Source organism: Kitasatospora sp. NPDC058190, assembly GCF_042883685.1.
Lineage (GTDB): Bacteria > Actinomycetota > Actinomycetes > Streptomycetales > Streptomycetaceae > Kitasatospora.
The window spans coordinates 112,486-127,795 of record NZ_JBHVVI010000011.1 but is presented as its reverse complement, the minus strand read 5'-3'; the positions used below and the strand labels follow the sequence as shown (position 1 = coordinate 127,795).

The window sequence follows — 15,310 nt, the reverse complement described above, 5'->3', positions numbered from 1 at the left end:
CTCGGTCTTCCGATGGATCAACCGATACAACACCTGGAGGAGGCACTCCTCCCTCGACCACATGACCCCGATCGCCTACGAGCAGAGATCAGTTACGCTGGCCGTCGCTGCATAGCACCCGGTGTCCACATTCCCGGGGGAAGCCCCCGGAACATCCGTGCTGTGCCCGGGGATCGACCCGACCTCCTGGCACGCCCTCACCTCGTCTTCCTTGGCCCTGTAGGACTGGATCAGCAGATCCCCAGTGGCCTCGTCCAGCCAGATCGTCGGCGAGTCGTCAACGGGAGTGTTCGGAATGATCCCCAGGAAACGCAACCTCATGCTCTCTCCTTGTGTCGACCTGATTGCGCTCGGTTGCACGACTATCAACCCACCAGCCAACCAACGCAAGAGGGCGCGGGGCGAACGCGAAAAGCCTCCCCGGCAACCAACCGCAGCAGCGCGCAAAGGCGCCCACGAGGCCCTCGCCCTGGGTGGGCGAGGGCCTTCGCGTGTTTCAGCGCTGGTCGTCGCGCTCCTCGGGGTGGGGCATCTTGAGGGTCGCGACGACGCCGAGGGCCACGGTGGCGATCGCGAGGGCGAGCAGGGCGAGGAGGATCGCGCCGACGAAGAACTTCACCGGTGCCACGCCTCGTCCTTCTCCAGGTCGCGGAGCAGGTGGAGGAGGTTGAGCAGGGTGCTCACGGGCGCGTTGCCGAAGTCGATCAGGATGCGGCCGTCGAGGGTCGTCTCGCCGGCCGTGGCGGAGCCCCAGAGGAGCCCGTGCGGCAGGCCGCGCCGGTGCAACTCGCCCAGGAGGGTGGTGATTTGGGGCTCGGTGTAGTCGCGCATCCGGGGGTCGTCCGGCGCGATGGGGTCGCGGGTCACGCGAGGGAGTCCAGCTCGTACCAGGTGGTTTTGCCGCGCTTCTGCGGGTCGACGCCCCAGCGGTGGGTGAAGCCCTCCACGAGCTGGAGGCCCCGCCCGGTCTCGGCGAGGTCGGAGGACGTTCGCAGCTGGGGAAGGGCGTCGCTCTCGTCGGAGACGGTGACCCGGAGGGTGCGGTTGACGATGGAGAACCAGACGACGGGCGCGGGGGTGTCGCCGTGCCGCCAGGCGTTGACGATCAGCTCGCAGAGGGCGAGTTCGGCGTTGAAGATGGTCTCGGCGCCCCAGCCGTTGCGGGCCATGGCGTCCCGCAAGGCCTGCCGGGAGAGGGTGAGCGAAGGGGTGTTACGGATGCACACGGGAACCTCCGTGAGGCTGTGGTGTGGGGAGAGGTGATGACGGTCGTCGCCGTGAGCCAGGCCAGGTGCGGCTGCTCTGCGGCGCGCGGGCAGCAGGCGCCTACTGCCATGGATGCAGGCATTACTGACGATCCGTCGGATCGATCTGAGAATGACGATAGCGCATCGGAGCTTAACGTTAAGCTCGATGCGCGAAGGTTCCCCCGATGGAGTCATCCCTCGGATGGCCACCCCTGCGCGCGGCACGGCAGACTGGCGCCTGTACCGGCAGAAAGGACGCCATGGCCAACCGCCAGAACCCGACCCTTCGCCAGCGTCGGCTCGGCGCTGAACTGCGGAGGATGCGAGAGCAGGCCGGCTTCGCAGGCAGCCACCTCGCCCGTTTGCTCGGTGTGACTCCAGCTCTGGTGACGCAGATGGAGAACGGGAAGTCCGCCGTCAGCGTGGAGCGCCTGCACGAGATCGCGGAGGCTTGTATGTGCGCCAACGCGCCCTTGGTCGACGCGCTCGCCGGGATGGCCCGGGAGCGAGATCGGGCCTGGTGGGATGAGTATCGCAACGCCCTCACAGCCGCCCCCATTGATGTGGCGGAAATGGAGGGACATGCGAAGAGGCTCAAGAGCTTCAACATCGGCTTCATCCCGGGGCTGCTTCAGACGGTCCCCTATGCCGCCGCCGTGTTCGCGAGAGGTTTCACCCCTCTCCCCGGTCGCGAGGTCGATCGCAGGGTGGGGTTCCGCCTGCGGAGGCAGCAAACTATTCGATCCGGTGAAACGCCGTACGTTGCACTGGTCCACGAGGCGGCGCTGCGAATTCAGTACGGCGGCCCCGCAGTACTCAGGGAACAGCTTGGTTCCCTCGTCGAAGACTCCGAGCTTCCGGGAGTCTCGCTGCGAGTCGTACCGTTCGATACGGCCGACTTCCCTGGCCCCAGTGAGAACCTGATCTACGCGGAGGGGCCAGTGCCGGAGCTGGATACGGTCCAGGCTGACTCGTCCCACGGTTCCCACATCTTCGACTCACCCGCCCAGCTGGCGGGCTATCGCGCAATCTTTGAGCGCATCGAAGCCGTCGCGCTCCCGGAGAGCGAGTCGCGAGATTACATTCGCTCGATCATGAAGGAACTGAACGACAGGTATGAATAGCTCAGAGTGGCAGAAATCCAGCTTCAGCGAAGCAGCCAGCAACTGCGTCGAGGTACGCGCACGAGAAGGGGTGATCGAGCTCCGGGAGTCCGACGAGGGTGACGTCATCGTCCGGACCACCCGCCCCAGCCTCGCCGACTTCCTCCAAGGCGCCAAGGCAGGCGAGTTCGACCACCTCACCACCAACTAGCGAAGAGCCCCAGCGCCCGCCACCCCGGGGGCGCTGGGGCCGTCTACGGGTCCTAGACCTCCCGGACGCCCGCCCGCCAGACCGCCGCCGTCAGCGGCACGCCCGGCCGGTACGCCAGGTGCACGTGCGAGGGCGCGTCCAGCAGCAGCAGGTCCGCCCGCGAGCCGACCGCGACCGACCCCACGTCACTGCGCCGCAGCGCGTGCGCGCCGCCCGCCGTGGCCGACCAGACCGCCTCGTCCGGCGTCATCCCCATCTCCCGCACCGCCACCGCGATGCAGAACGCCATCGAACTCGTGAAGCTGGAGCCCGGGTTGCAGTCCGTCGACAGCGCCACCACCGCGCCCGCGTCCAACAGCCGCCGCCCGCTCGGGTACTCGGCGCACGTGGAGAACTCCGCCCCCGGCAACAGCGTCGCCACCGTCGCCGAACCGGCCAGCGCCGCCACGTCCTCGTCCGTCAGGTGGGTGCAGTGGTCCGCCGAGGCGGCCCCCAGCTCCACCGCGAGCTGCACGCCGGGCCCGTACGTGAGCTGGTTGGCGTGCACCCGGGGGGTGAGGCCGCGCTCGATGCCCGCCGCCAGGACGGCCCGCGCCTGGTCGCCGTCGAAGGCGCCCTTCTCGCAGAACACGTCCACCCAACGGGCGTGCGGCGCACAGGCGTCGAGCATCTCGCCGGTGACCAGGTCGACGTAGCCGGCCGGGTCCTCGGCGTACTCGGGGGCCACGATGTGGGCGCCCAGGTAGGTGGTCTCCGGGGTGTGCTTCGCGGCGATCCGCAGCGCCCGGGCCTCGTCCTCGACCGTCAGCCCGTAACCGGACTTGCACTCGATGGTGGTGGTGCCCTGCCGCAGTGCCTCCCGGACGAACCCCGCCACGTTCGCGTCCAGTTCGGCGTCGCTCGCCGCCCGGGTCGCCGCCACCGTGGTGCGGATGCCGCCCGCCGAGTAGGACTGCCCGGACATCCGGGCGTTGAACTCGGCGGTGCGGTCGCCCGCGAACACCAGGTGGGCGTGCGAGTCGACGAAGCCGGGCAGCAGCGCCCGGCCCCCGGCGTCGAAGCGCTCGTCCGCCGCCGGGGCCTGCGCCGCCGGGCCGACCCAGGCGACGGTGTCGCCGTCGACCACCACGGCCGCGTCGGCCAGCAGGCCGAGCGGCCCGGTGCCGTGTCCGAGGTCGTTGGTGACCAGGCTGCCGATGCCCGTGATCAAGGTGGTCCTGGTGCTCAAGACAACGCCTTCCGAAGGGAGTTGGACAGGGAAATCAGTGGCCGAGCGCGCCGATCGCCGAGCGCAGCGCCCCCGGCACGTCGGCCACCAGCTGGTGCACGCCGTCCCGGACGACGTGCCGCCCGCCGACCACCACGTCCCGCACGTCCGCCGCCGAGGCCGCGAAGACGGCGATCTCGGCGCCGAGCCGGGGCGGCGGGCCCGCCGTACGGACGGTGTCCAGCGCGATCGCCGTGAAGTCGGCGAGCGCCCCGGCCTCGATCCGCCCGGCCTCGGGCCAGCCCAGCGAGGCGTGCCCGTCCTCGCCGCCGGCCCGCAGCAACGAGTTTGCTGTCCAGTGGCCGCGGGTCTGCGTGCGCAGCCGCTCGTTCAGCTCCAGCGCGCGGGCCTCCTCGAACGGGTCGATCACCGCATGGCTGTCGCTGCCCAGGGTGATCGGGCTGCCCGCCGAGGCCAGCCGGCGGGCCGGGCCGATGCCGTCCGCGAGGTCCCGTTCGGTGGTGGGGCACATGCAGACGGTGGTGGAGGAGTCGGTGAGGAGCCGGACGTCCTCGTCGGTGAGGTGGGTGGCGTGCACGGCCGAGGTGCGCGGGCCGAGCGCGCCGTGGTCGGCGAGCAGCCGGGTCGGGGTGACGCCGTGCGCGGCGAGGCAGGCGTCGTTCTCGGCGGTCTGCTCGGACAGGTGGACGTGCAGCGGGGCCTTGCGCATCGACGCCCAGTGCGCGACGGTGCCCAGCTGCTCGGCCGGGACGGCCCGGACCGAGTGGATGGCGGCGCCGATCCGGGCGTGCTCGCGGGGCTTGAGCGCGTCCGCCCGTACCGCCCAGGCCTCGGCGTCGCCGTCGCTGAACCGCAGCTGCGGGTGCGTCGGTTCGGCGCCGAAGCCGGAGGACAGGTAGCAGGTGTCCAGCAGGGTGATCCGGATGCCGGCCCGGGCGGCCGCCTCGATCAGCGCCTCGCCCATCGCGTTCGGGTCGGTGTAGCGGGCGCCGCCGGGCGCGTGGTGCAGGTAGTGGAACTCGCCGACGGCGGTGATCCCGGCGAGCGCCATCTCGGCGTAGACGGCGGTGGCCAGCTCCAGGTAGCTGTCCGGGTCGAGCGCGCCGGCGAACCGGTACATGGTGTCGCGCCAGGTCCAGAACGTCCCGGAGCCGACCTGGACGTGCCCGCGCAGCGCCCGGTGGAAGGCGTGCGAGTGGGCGTTGGCCTGGCCGGGCACCAGCAGGCCGTCGAGGCGGACGGCGCCGGGCGGACAGGGGCCGCTGTCCGGGGTCACGGAGGTGATCCGGCCGCTGGGGCCGGTGGCGATCAGCACGTCCTGCCCGACCACCGGCCCGTCGTCGTGCGGCAGCCAGGCGTACTGCGCCCAGTAGGTCACCGGGGTCGATGCGGTCAGTGGCACGCCAGGTCCTCCAGTACGTCGGCGAGGGCGGCGACCCCGGACAGGCAGTCGGCCTCCTCGGCGCGTTCGGCCGGGGAGTGCGAGACGCCGGTGGGGTTGCGCACGAACAGCATGGCGGTCGGGACCGCGGACGCCAGGATGCCGGCGTCGTGTCCCGCGCCGGTGGGCAGCACCGGGGCGTCCAGCAGCTTGGCGAGCCGGTCGCGCAACGGGCCGTCGAAGTCCACCACCGGGGTGTAGGACTCGCGGGTCAGCTCGACCCGGACGCCGTCGCGCCCGCCGCGCTCGGCGGCGGCCCGCTCGATCTCGGCGACCAGCTCGGTGAGGGTGGCTTCGTCGGCGGCCCGGGAGTCCAGCCAGCCGCGCACCAGCGAGGCGATCGCGTTGGTGCCGTTGGGCTCGACCGCGACCTTGCCGAAGGTGGCCAGCGCACCCGCGAGCTTCGCCTTCTTGCGGGCGGCGAGCACGGTGTTGGCGAAGGTCAGCATCGGGTCGCGGCGGTCCTCGATCCGGGTGGTGCCGGCGTGGTTGGCCTCGCCGTGGAAGTCGAACCGCCACCGGCCGTGCGGCCAGATCGCGCTGGCCACGCCGACCGGCTGCCCCTCGGTGAGGTGGCGGCCCTGCTCGACGTGGAGTTCGACGAAGGCACCGATCCGGGCCAGCCGCTCGTCGTCCGCGCCGATCGCGGTCGGGTCGTAGCCCGCCCTCTCCATCGCGTCGGGCAGCCGCAGACCGTCGGCGTCGCGCAGCTCGTACGCGTCCTCGCGGGAGAGCACCCCGGCGGTCAGCCGGGAGCCGATGCAGGCCACGCCGAACCGGGCGCCCTCCTCGTCACCGAAGTTGACGATCGCCAGCGGCCGGGTGAGCTCGGCTCCCCTGGCGCGGAGTTCGTCCAGCGCGGCGAAGGAGGAGACCACCCCGAGCGGCCCGTCGAAGGCGCCGCCGTCCGGGACGGAGTCCAGGTGCGAGCCGGTGACGACCGCCCCGTGCGCGGTCGGGTCGCCCAGCCAGGCCCACTGGTTGCCGTTGCGGTCCAGCTCGTACGTCAGGCCTCGACTGCGGGCCTGCTGCTCGAACCAGGCGCGGCACTCGGCGTCGGCGGAGTTCCAGGCGAAGCGGCGGTAGCCGCCGGAGGAGGCGGAGCGGCCCACGGGGAGCAGCTCCGCCCACATCTCCAGGAAGGAGTCACTCACAGTTCGCCCATCGGGACGCGGACCCCGCGCTCGGCGGCGGCCTCGGTGGCCCGGTCGTAGCCGGCGTCCACGTGCCGGATGACGCCCATGCCCGGGTCGTTGGTGAGCACCCGGCGGATCTTCTCCCCGGCCAGCGCGGTGCCGTCGGCGACGGTGACCTGGCCGGCGTGGATCGAGCGGCCGATGCCGACACCGCCGCCGTGGTGGATGGACACCCAGGAGGCGCCGGAGGCCACGTTGACCATGGCGTTGAGCAGCGGCCAGTCGGCGATCGCGTCCGAGCCGTCCAGCATCGCCTCGGTCTCCCGGTACGGGGAGGCCACCGAGCCGCAGTCCAGGTGGTCGCGGCCGATCACGATCGGGGCGGACAGCTCACCGGAGGCGACCATGTCGTTGAAGCGCTCGCCGGCCTTGTCGCGCTCGCCGTAGCCGAGCCAGCAGATGCGCGCGGGCAGGCCCTGGAAGTGCACCTTCTCCTGGGCCATCTTGATCCAGCGGGCCAGCGACTCGTTCTCCGGGAAGAGGTCGAGGACGGCCTTGTCGGTCTTGTGGATGTCCTGCGGGTCGCCGGACAGCGCCGCCCAGCGGAACGGGCCCTTGCCCTCACAGAACAGCGGGCGGATGTACGCCGGGACGAAGCCGGGGAAGGCGAAGGCGCGGTCGTAGCCGGCCAGCTGGGCCTCGCCGCGGATCGAGTTGCCGTAGTCGAAGACCTCGGCGCCGCGGTCCAGGAAGCCGACCATCGCCTCGACGTGCCTGGCCATCGACTCGCGCGAGCGCTGGGTGAACTCGGCGGGCTTGGCGGCCGCGTAGTCGGCCATGTCGTCGAAAGCAACACCGACCGGCAGGTAGCTGAGCGGGTCGTGGGCGCTGGTCTGGTCGGTGACGATGTCGATCGGCGCGTCCATCGCGAGCAGCTGCGGGACCAGCTCGGCGGCGTTGCCCAGCACGCCGATGGAGAGCGGCTGCCGCTTGTCGCGGGCGGCGGTGGCGAGCTCCAGCGCGTGGGAGAGGTCCTTGGCCTCGACGTCCAGGTAGCGGTGCTCGATCCGGCGGGAGATGCGGGACGGGTCGCAGTCGATGCAGATCGCCACGCCGCCGTTCATGGTGACGGCCAGCGGCTGGGCGCCGCCCATCCCGCCGAGGCCGGCGGTGAGGGTGATGGTGCCCTCCAGCGTGCCGTTGAAGCGCTTGTTGGCGACGGCGGCGAAGGTCTCGTAGGTGCCCTGGAGGATGCCCTGGGTGCCGATGTAGATCCAGGAGCCGGCGGTCATCTGGCCGTACATGGTGAGCCCGAGGCTCTCCAGGCGGCGGAACTCCTCCCAGTTGGCCCAGTCGCCGACCAGGTTGGAGTTGGCGATGAGCACGCGCGGCGCCCACTCGTGGGTCTGCATCACGCCGACCGGCCGGCCGGACTGGACCAGCATGGTCTCGTCCTGCTTCAGCCCCTGCAGCGTCTTCACCATGGCGTCGAAGGAGCGCCAGTCGCGGGCGGCCTTGCCGGTGCCGCCGTAGACCACCAGCTTCGACGGGTGCTCGGCCACCTCGGGGTCGAGGTTGTTCATCAGCATCCGCAGGGCGGCCTCCTGCTGCCACCCCTGCGTCGTGAGTCCCGTCCCGCGCGCCGCACGCACCTCTCGCGGTCCGCTCGTCTGCTGCTGCACCATGTCCCGGCCTCCCTGCGGATGGATTCATTCAATCTTGGTCCGACTGAATATATCTAAACAGCCGACTTTCGACCAGACCCCAAAACAATCCGATCAGCCACGGCACCGGTCGACTTGGCGCGCTAGCCTGAACCCGGCGAACACCAGCCACTCGGCCCAGCACCAGGGAGCGGAGGAACGATGACGGCCATCAGCGTGCGGCCCGGCAGACTCCGGGATGTGGCGGAGGAGATCGAGCAGAGCACGGGACTTCGCGTCCAGATCATCGGAGGAACACTGGTGATCTCCCCGACCCCTCGCGGCAAGCACGCGGGGACCGTCAAGCGCCTGTCGCGCCAGCTCGACGCCAAACTCCCGGCCGGTCTCGGCGCCTACGAGGTCTCGTCGATCAACATGCCGGACAACGCGGAGGACTACGCGACACCGGATCTGGTCGTCCTGCCATCCGACTGGGAGGACGACGACAACTGGCTGGCCGACCCGCACGATGTCGAGCTCGCCGTCGAGGTCATCTCCACCTCTGAGCGAGTCAGCCTCATCACGGCCAAGACCAGCTGGTACGCGATCGCAGGCGTGCCGGTCCTCCTCGCAGTCGACCCCCGCAAAGGCACCTGGACACTCCGTACGCACCCGAGCGACGGCGAATACCAAGGCGTCCTGCACGGCAAGTACGGCGAGGCCGTCCCGCTGCCCTCGCCGCTGCCCGCCGAGCTGGACACCTCCGGTCTTCCGCTCTACACCCCCCGCAGCTGAGTCAGGCCGCAGCGTCGCCGCCGTCCCAGTCGATGCCGATCTCGGCCAGCCAGCGGCGGTCGGCGGCGTCGGGGGCGGGCGGGGACGGCGGGCGGGGGATGTTCTGGACGGGTCCGAGGCCGTACCTCTCGGCGGCCGCGGCGGCACGGGCGTCGGGTTCGATGACGCCGACGTGCACGGCGGACTCGTCGCCCGGGTCGAGGACGGTCAGTTCGGGATCGGGCAGGCGCCGCAGGGTGACACGGCGTCCGCAGGCGGGGCAGGACCATTCGTCAGCGCCCGAGGCCAGGCGGGCGACGAACTTCATCTCGTGGATCACGCGCATGGGCGGCACCCCCTGCAGTAGGGGATGCCCGGGTTCGTGCCGAGTACTCCCCGGCCGCCGTTCCAGGCTGCGGCTATTCCAAGAAGAGCCCCCGGGCCGCCGCCGACTGCTCGATCGCCTCCAACCGCGCCTCCGCGCCCGGGAGTTCGTCGCACATGGTCTGCAGCAGCACCCGGCCGAGCATCATCGGCGCGCAGGCGGTGTCGAAGACCAGCCCGGTGCCGACGGCCGCCGGCAGCATCAGGTCGGAGAGCTTGGCGACCGGCGAGAAGGCGCTGTCGGCCACGGTGAGCACGGTCAGTCCGCACTCCCGAGCCACCGCCAGCGCGTCCATCAACTCCCGCGGGTAGCGCGGCAACGCGAAGCAGAGCAGCGCGGTGGCACCCGCCGCCGCGGCCTGTTCCAGCCGGTCGGCGAGCATGCTGCCGCCCTCGTCCAGCAGCCGGATGTCCGGGTGCACCTTGGACGCGAAGTACGCGAAGCCGCCCGCCTGCGCGGAGGCGGCCCGCAGGCCGAGCACCGGCAGCGGGCGGGAGGCCGCGAGCAGCCGGGCGGCCCGGGTGATCGGCTCGGGGTCGGCGAGCAGTTCGGCGAGGTGGCGCAGGTGCTCGATCTCGGCGAGCACGGCCTGCTGGTGCTCGTTGCGCACCGCGTCGGCCGGGGTCTCCGGCGCGGCCGGCTCGCCGACGCCGAGTTCGCGCAGCTGCTTGCGCAGTGCCGGGTAGCCGTCGTACCCGAGCGCGACCGCGAAGCGGGTGACGGAGGGCTGGCTGACCCCGGCGAGCTCGGCCACCTCGACGCTGGACAGGAACGGCGCCTCGGTGGCGTGCCGGACCAGCGAGTGCGCGATCCGCCGCTGGGTGGGCGTCAGCCGATGCCCTTCGAACAGCTGCAGCAGCCGGGCGGAGGCGCCGACGGTGCCGGCCTCGTCGATGGCGGTCATCAGCGGGTACCTCCGGATGCGAGCGGTTCGGACGACGACTGTGCAGCAGCGCGGCGCGCCTGGCAAAGCCGTCTCGTACGGCGGAACGTCCCTTGAGACGTCCCGGAGTTCGGACAGCGGTCCCGCCCGGACCGGCGGGGCTCGGGGTAACCCTGATTTCTCCCTGACCCCGCCCGGATTCCCCCCGCGAACGGATGGACCGGGCTCTGCGGCGGCCCCAGGCTATGGGCATGGACACTCGCCAGGACGATCTGCGGCGCGACCTCGACGCCACCCTGCAGGCCCGCAAGGAACTCGGCAAGGAGTACGAGGAGGAACTCGTCGACTCCTTCATGAAGCGCCTCGACGCCCGCCTGGACTCCCGGGTCGACCGCTCGGTCGCCGATCGGATGGACGACTACGCGCCCTCCTACCGGGACCGGGACCGCGACCGGGGCCGCGACCGCCGCGGCTGGGCCCCCGGCCGGTCCGGCAACCGCCTGGCGGTGGTCTCGCTGGCCCTCGGCATCCCGCTGACCGCGATCGCCAGCAACCCCAGCGGCGGTGGCTTCGCCGGCCTGCTGGTCTGCTGGGCGGGCATCGTCGGGGTCAACTTCGCCGCCGCGCTCGGCAACCGCCGCGACCGCGCCGACCGCCGACCGCGGGGCGACTGGGACTAGGCCTCCTCCTGCGGACCGGTCCCCGCCACCCCGCGCCCACGACATCTCAGGCCAGCGGTCCGGTGACCCGCTCCACCGCGCGCACCAGGTCACCGGAGGCGACGAACGCCGCGGCGGCCTCCAGGTCCGGCGAGAGGAAGCGGTCCCGACCGGCACCGCCGACCCCCGCCGCGCGGGCGGCGGCCAGCGCGGCCGCGGTGGCCGGAGCCAGTCGGCCGGCCGAGTCGGTCGGGTCGGCCTGCTGACGGATCTCCAGCGCGCGGGCCGCGGCGGTCAGTTCGACGGCCAGGATCCGGCCCAGGTTCTCCACCGCCTGGCGCAGCTTGCGGGCCGCCGACCAGCCCATCGACACGTGGTCCTCCTGCATCGCGGAGGACGGGATCGAGTCGACCGAGGCCGGGACGGCGAGCCGCTTGTTCTCGCTGACCAGCGCCGCCTGGGTGTACTGGGCGATCATCAGGCCGGAGTCCACGCCCGGGTCGTCGGCCAGGAAGGCCGGCAGGCCGTGCGAGCGGGCCTTGTCGAGCAGCCGGTCGGTACGGCGCTCGGAGATCGAGCCGAGGTCGGCGGCCGCGATGGCGAGGAAGTCCAGCACGTAGGCGACCGGCGCGCCGTGGAAGTTGCCGTTGGACTCCACCCGGCCGTCCGGCAGCACCACCGGGTTGTCCACCGAGGCGGCCAGCTCGCGCGAGGCGACCAGCTGGGCGTGCGCCAGGGTGTCCCGGCCGGCCCCGGCCACCTGCGGGGCGCAGCGGATCGAGTAGGCGTCCTGGACCCGTGGCGCGTCGTCCTGGTGGTGGCCGGTGAGGCCGGAGTCCTTGAGCACGGCCAGCATGTTGGCGGCGCTGAGCGCCTGGCCGGGGTGCGGGCGGATCGGGGCGTGCAGCTCGGGGGCGAGCACCTTGTCGGTGCCGAGCAGCGCCTCCAGGCTCATCGCGGCGGTGATGTCGGCGGTGGTGAACAGGCGGCCGAGGTCGGCGATGGCCATCACCAGCATGCCGAGCATGCCGTCGGTGCCGTTGATGAGGGCCAGGCCCTCCTTCTCCAGCAGCTCGACCGGCTCGATGCCGGCGGCGGCGAGCAGCTCGGCGACGGGCTTCTCCTCCCCGTCCGGGCCGGTGGCGGTGCCTTCGCCCATCAGCACCAGCGCGCAGTGCGACAGCGGCGCGAGGTCTCCGGAGCAGCCGAGCGAGCCGAACTCGCGGACCACCGGGGTGATGCCCGCGTTGAGCAGGGCGGCCATGGTCTGCGCGACCAGCGGCCGTACGCCGGTACGGCCGGAGGCCAGCGTCTTCATCCGCAGGAACATCAGCGCGCGGACCACCTCGCGCTCGACCGCCGGGCCCATGCCGGCCGCGTGCGAGCGCACCAGCGAGCGCTGCAGCTGGGCGCGCAGCTCGGGGCTGATGTGCCGGACGGCGAGCGCGCCAAAGCCGGTCGACACGCCGTAGACGGGGCGCGGCTCGGCCGCGAGGGCGTCGATCCGCGCTCGGGCGGCCGCCATCTCGGCGAGCGCGTCGGGACCGATCTCGACCCGGGCATTGCCCCGGGCGACGGCCAGCACGTCCTCCGCACTGACGTCGGCCTTGCCGACCTGGACCAGCGGAGCGTCGGGGGCCACAGCACTGTGCATATCCATATACACAATCACAGCAGGTGAATGAAGATATGACAACAGCTGCTCACCATCCGGATTCTCCGACGCCCCGATCCGCGCCGCACCCCGGGGGTCTCCACTAACCCATCGGCCGACCCTTCAGCTCGGCCTCGATCAGGTCCACCGCCCGCCGAGTGCCGCCCTCGGCGCGGCCGGCGGCGGACAGCGCCCTCAGCCGTTCGGCCACCGCCGGGTCTCCGACCAGGTCCAGCAGCGCGGCACGCAGCGCCTCCGCGGTGGCCTGCTCGGCGTCCAGTCGGCGGGCGACGCCGAGGCCCACCAGGGCGTCCGCGTTGGCGAACTGATCGGCGGCCTGCGGTACCGCGATCATCGGCACGGCGTGGGACAGCCCCTCGCTGGAGCCGCCCATGCCCGCGTGGGTGACGAAGGCGTCCGCCTGGGAGAGCACCGACAGCTGCGGCACCCACCGGTGCACCTCGACGGTGTCCGGCACCTCGCCGAGCTCGGCCAGTTCGGTGTGCTTGCCGATCTGGAGCACGACGCGCCAGCCCGGCAGGTCCCCGAAGGCCTCGACGCAGGCCCGGTAGAAGGCGGGCTGGTGGGTGAAGGCCGAGCCCAGCGAGACCAACAGCACCTTCTCGGCGTCCGCCGGGCGCTCCCACCGCCCCTGGTGGGCGCGGTCGCCGAAGCAGGGTCCGACGAAGCTGAAGCGCCGTTCGTCGACCCGGTCCGCGTGGGGCTGGAGCGCGCGCGGGACGAGCGCGATGCACCGCTCGGGGCGGTTCTTGAAGGCCTCCACGTCGCGCTCCACCGCGCCGGCCTCGGCCAGCCAGTCGGCGAACCGGCGGTAGTGCTCGGGGCCGCCGGGGCCGTTGCGGATCGCCTCGAAGACCTCGGCCATGTCCTCCTCGATGTCGTCCCAGCCGACGAAGCTGGAGGACAGCTGCACCACCGGCACGCCCAGCCGCTCGCCGAGCGCCCGTCCGGCGAAGCCCGCGATGTCGTAGAGCACCAGGTCGGGGCGGTCGCCCTTGAAGGCCTCCAGCAGGGCGGACCACATCGACAGCGTGTCGTCCAGGAACACGTCCTGGATCGCCACCGGGTCCTCCGGCCAGTCGACGGGGTCGTCGGCGAGCGGCAGCCTGGTCGAGTACGGGACGAAGGCCGCGCCGGTGGACTCGACGATCTCGCGGAAGGACGGGTCGTTGATGTAGCTGACCCGGTGGCCCCGGGCGACCAGCTCGGTGATCACGGCGAGGCTGGGGTTGACGTGCCCATGGGCCGGAACGGAGACCATCAGGATGTGTGCGGGGCGGTTCACGGGCACCTCCGGGGGTGGCGATGAAGACGAGACGTATCGTCTCGTGGAGTCTTGAAGAGACAATACGTCTCGTCTCGTCGTTGCGCATAGAATTTTTCCCATGGCTTCCAGAACCGCCCCCGACCCCGCCCGCCGCAGCGAGCGCGCACGCGCCGCCGTCCTCGCCGCCGCCACCGAACTCGTCGCCGAAGTCGGCTACAGCAAGCTGACCATCGAGGCGATCGCCGCCCGGGCCGGCGTCGGCAAGCAGACCATCTACCGGTGGTGGCCCTCGAAGGGCGCCGTCGTCTTCGACGCCTTCCTCGCCGTCAACGCGCACGAGGGCGGCCTCGCGCTCCCCGACACCGGCGACCTCGCCGCCGACCTGCGGGCCGTCCTGCGCCCCACCAGCGACGAGCTCACCGACCCGGGCGCCGACCGCACCTACCGCGCCATCATCGCCGAGATCCTCAACGACCCGGCGCTGCACACCGAGTACCGCACCCGCCTGCTGGACCCGCTGCTGGAGATCACCCGCGACCGCCTCCGCACCGCCCGCGAGGCCGGCCAGCTCGCCCCCGACGCCGACCTCGACCTGGCCGTCGAACTGCTCTACGGCCCGCTCCACTACCGCTGGCAGTACCGACTCGGCCCGCTCACCCACGAACACGCCGACCGCCTGGTCGACGCCGCCCTACGGGCCCTCAACCCGCCTGTCGCTAACGTCCGTTCCGACGTCTGACCGCATACACCAGCAGCACGACGACCAGCAGGACCACCAGCGCCGCGACCGCGAACCAGCCGAACACCGCGTCCAGCGCCCGCCCGACCACGCTGCGGCGGACCTTCCGGGTGCGCCGCGTCGCGGCATGGTCCGTGATCCGGTGCGCCCGCAGGCCCACCCCCAGCTGCGGCGCCCGCTCAGGGGCCGTCCGTACGGGTGTGGCCCGGATCGGCGTCGGACCCGTCTGGCCCGCCGGGGCCGCCGGAGCCGCCGGAGCCGCCGGTAGGACCACCGACGCCGCCGACGCCGGGGCGGCCGTCGCCACCCCGCCGCCGAGCACCAGCACCCCGGCCACCGCCGCGCCCACCAGCCGTCCGCCCACCGCCAACCCCCACTCCCCGGTCCATCCCCGCCACCATCCCACCGCGCCACCCACCCGCGGCAGCCCTCGCCCCCAACCGCGACCCACCCGCGACACCCCGGTCACCGAACCGGCACAAAGCGCCGCCACCCCGCCGCCGGACGGGGCACCGGCAGGCAACGCCCGGCCGTCAAGGGGCAGCCGGCGCAACGCGGATCACGCCCTACGGAGCGGGCGGGTTGCCGATCAATTCAGCGGCATCGTCGGCGAAGAGCTCCACCAGGCCCCCCACCACCACGATCCCCCGCTCCCTCACATCGCCGGCGGCGAAGCCGCCCCCGCCAACGCCACCGCCACCACCGCCCGCATCGCGCAGGCGACCTGCCCCAACGGCAGCGTCGCGTCGTCGGCGAACAGCTCCACCAGCCAGCCCCCCGCCGCGTTCTGCCCACCGGCCGCGACCATCCCCCGGTAACCGGAGACGACCAGCATGGCCTCCTCCGCCGGGTCGTTCCCCGCCGCGCCCGCGCGGAGCGCGAAGGCGCCGCCCCGGACGGCGCGGCGGGTCATCGGGTA

18 protein-coding genes are annotated in these 15,310 nt (G+C 72.3%); 6 read left to right on the top strand and 12 right to left on the bottom strand.

Going from position 1 to position 15,310, the window contains the following annotated elements:
• A partial coding sequence (locus tag ACFVWU_RS07780; RefSeq protein WP_387616901.1) for an integrase core domain-containing protein occupies nucleotides 1–115 on the top strand: 115 nt, incomplete at its 5' end.
• A gap of 381 nt (nucleotides 116–496) precedes the next feature.
• Here the strand turns inward: ACFVWU_RS07780 and ACFVWU_RS07775 are convergent.
• From ACFVWU_RS07775 to ACFVWU_RS07765, 3 genes are read right to left on the bottom strand one after another with little or no spacing between them, the layout of a single operon-like run.
• Complete coding sequence (locus ACFVWU_RS07775; protein ID WP_387616889.1) at nucleotides 497–628, bottom strand: hypothetical protein; 132 nt, start codon at nucleotides 626–628, stop codon at nucleotides 497–499.
• Nucleotides 616–867 (bottom strand): hypothetical protein, encoded by a 252-nt coding sequence (locus ACFVWU_RS07770; RefSeq protein ID WP_387616887.1) that lies wholly within the window; start codon nucleotides 865–867, stop codon nucleotides 616–618. Before ACFVWU_RS07770 ends, ACFVWU_RS07775 begins: the two co-directional genes overlap by 13 nt.
• On the bottom strand, nucleotides 864–1,226 hold the full coding sequence (locus ACFVWU_RS07765) for an ATP-binding protein (RefSeq protein ID WP_387616885.1): 363 nt from the start codon (nucleotides 1,224–1,226) through the stop codon (nucleotides 864–866). The genes ACFVWU_RS07770 and ACFVWU_RS07765 overlap by 4 nt, the downstream gene beginning before the upstream one ends.
• Nucleotides 1,227–1,507: 281 nt before the next feature.
• Here ACFVWU_RS07765 and ACFVWU_RS07760 point away from each other — a divergent pair, with 281 nt between their 5' ends.
• Together ACFVWU_RS07760 and ACFVWU_RS07755 are read left to right on the top strand one after the other, a co-directional pair.
• On the top strand, nucleotides 1,508–2,371 hold the full coding sequence (locus ACFVWU_RS07760) for a helix-turn-helix domain-containing protein (protein ID WP_387616883.1): 864 nt from the start codon (nucleotides 1,508–1,510) through the stop codon (nucleotides 2,369–2,371).
• Nucleotides 2,364–2,561 (top strand): DUF397 domain-containing protein, encoded by a 198-nt coding sequence (locus ACFVWU_RS07755; RefSeq protein ID WP_387616881.1) that lies wholly within the window; start codon nucleotides 2,364–2,366, stop codon nucleotides 2,559–2,561. The genes ACFVWU_RS07760 and ACFVWU_RS07755 overlap by 8 nt, the downstream gene beginning before the upstream one ends.
• A gap of 52 nt (nucleotides 2,562–2,613) precedes the next feature.
• On the opposite strand, the gene hutI is transcribed toward ACFVWU_RS07755, so the two are convergent.
• Genes hutI through hutU form a run of 4 tightly spaced genes read right to left on the bottom strand, consistent with a single transcriptional unit; the run spans nucleotide 2,614 to nucleotide 8,051 of the window.
• A complete protein-coding gene (gene hutI / locus ACFVWU_RS07750) occupies nucleotides 2,614–3,789 on the bottom strand; it encodes an imidazolonepropionase (protein WP_387616879.1) in 1,176 nt (391 codons plus the stop codon).
• A 34-nt stretch (nucleotides 3,790–3,823) separates the two neighbouring features.
• Entirely contained in the window at nucleotides 3,824–5,191 is a 1,368-nt protein-coding gene (locus ACFVWU_RS07745) for a formimidoylglutamate deiminase (RefSeq protein WP_387616877.1), read from the bottom strand.
• Nucleotides 5,182–6,363, bottom strand: coding sequence for an allantoate amidohydrolase (locus ACFVWU_RS07740; protein WP_387616899.1), 1,182 nt, complete (start codon nucleotides 6,361–6,363; stop codon nucleotides 5,182–5,184). Before ACFVWU_RS07740 ends, ACFVWU_RS07745 begins: the two co-directional genes overlap by 10 nt.
• 17 nt (nucleotides 6,364–6,380) lie before the next feature.
• Nucleotides 6,381–8,051, bottom strand: a complete 1,671-nt coding sequence (hutU, locus tag ACFVWU_RS07735) for a urocanate hydratase (protein WP_387616875.1) — start codon at nucleotides 8,049–8,051, stop codon at nucleotides 6,381–6,383.
• A gap of 180 nt (nucleotides 8,052–8,231) precedes the next feature.
• Between hutU and ACFVWU_RS07730 the strand changes: the two genes are divergently transcribed.
• Nucleotides 8,232–8,804: a Uma2 family endonuclease gene (locus ACFVWU_RS07730; protein WP_387616873.1), complete on the top strand. Its 573-nt coding sequence runs from the start codon at nucleotides 8,232–8,234 to the stop codon at nucleotides 8,802–8,804.
• 1 nt (nucleotide 8,805) lies between these two features.
• Here ACFVWU_RS07730 and ACFVWU_RS07725 read toward each other — a convergent pair whose 3' ends face one another.
• Both ACFVWU_RS07725 and ACFVWU_RS07720 read right to left on the bottom strand, forming a co-directional pair.
• Nucleotides 8,806–9,129 (bottom strand): hypothetical protein, encoded by a 324-nt coding sequence (locus ACFVWU_RS07725; protein WP_380610570.1) that lies wholly within the window; start codon nucleotides 9,127–9,129, stop codon nucleotides 8,806–8,808.
• Between the two features lie 73 nt (nucleotides 9,130–9,202).
• On the bottom strand, nucleotides 9,203–10,072 hold the full coding sequence (locus ACFVWU_RS07720; protein ID WP_387616871.1) for a MurR/RpiR family transcriptional regulator: 870 nt from the start codon (nucleotides 10,070–10,072) through the stop codon (nucleotides 9,203–9,205).
• 230 nt (nucleotides 10,073–10,302) lie between these two features.
• Between ACFVWU_RS07720 and ACFVWU_RS07715 the strand changes: the two genes are divergently transcribed.
• Nucleotides 10,303–10,731, top strand: coding sequence for a hypothetical protein (locus ACFVWU_RS07715; protein ID WP_387616870.1), 429 nt, complete (start codon nucleotides 10,303–10,305; stop codon nucleotides 10,729–10,731).
• 46 nt (nucleotides 10,732–10,777) lie between these two features.
• Here the strand turns inward: ACFVWU_RS07715 and hutH are convergent, their stop codons facing one another.
• Both hutH and ACFVWU_RS07705 read right to left on the bottom strand, forming a co-directional pair.
• Nucleotides 10,778–12,364, bottom strand: coding sequence for a histidine ammonia-lyase (gene hutH, locus ACFVWU_RS07710; protein ID WP_387616869.1), 1,587 nt, complete (start codon nucleotides 12,362–12,364; stop codon nucleotides 10,778–10,780).
• Between the two features lie 103 nt (nucleotides 12,365–12,467).
• Nucleotides 12,468–13,646, bottom strand: a complete 1,179-nt coding sequence (locus tag ACFVWU_RS07705; RefSeq protein WP_387616897.1) for a macrolide family glycosyltransferase — start codon at nucleotides 13,644–13,646, stop codon at nucleotides 12,468–12,470.
• A 124-nt stretch (nucleotides 13,647–13,770) separates the two neighbouring features.
• Here ACFVWU_RS07705 and ACFVWU_RS07700 point away from each other — a divergent pair, with 124 nt between their 5' ends.
• Nucleotides 13,771–14,391, top strand: coding sequence for a TetR/AcrR family transcriptional regulator (locus ACFVWU_RS07700; protein WP_387616868.1), 621 nt, complete (start codon nucleotides 13,771–13,773; stop codon nucleotides 14,389–14,391).
• Here the strand turns inward: ACFVWU_RS07700 and ACFVWU_RS07695 are convergent.
• On the bottom strand, nucleotides 14,369–14,761 hold the full coding sequence (locus ACFVWU_RS07695; RefSeq protein ID WP_387616867.1) for a hypothetical protein: 393 nt from the start codon (nucleotides 14,759–14,761) through the stop codon (nucleotides 14,369–14,371). The genes ACFVWU_RS07700 and ACFVWU_RS07695 overlap by 23 nt on opposite strands.
• Nucleotides 14,762–15,310 lie beyond the last annotated feature (549 nt).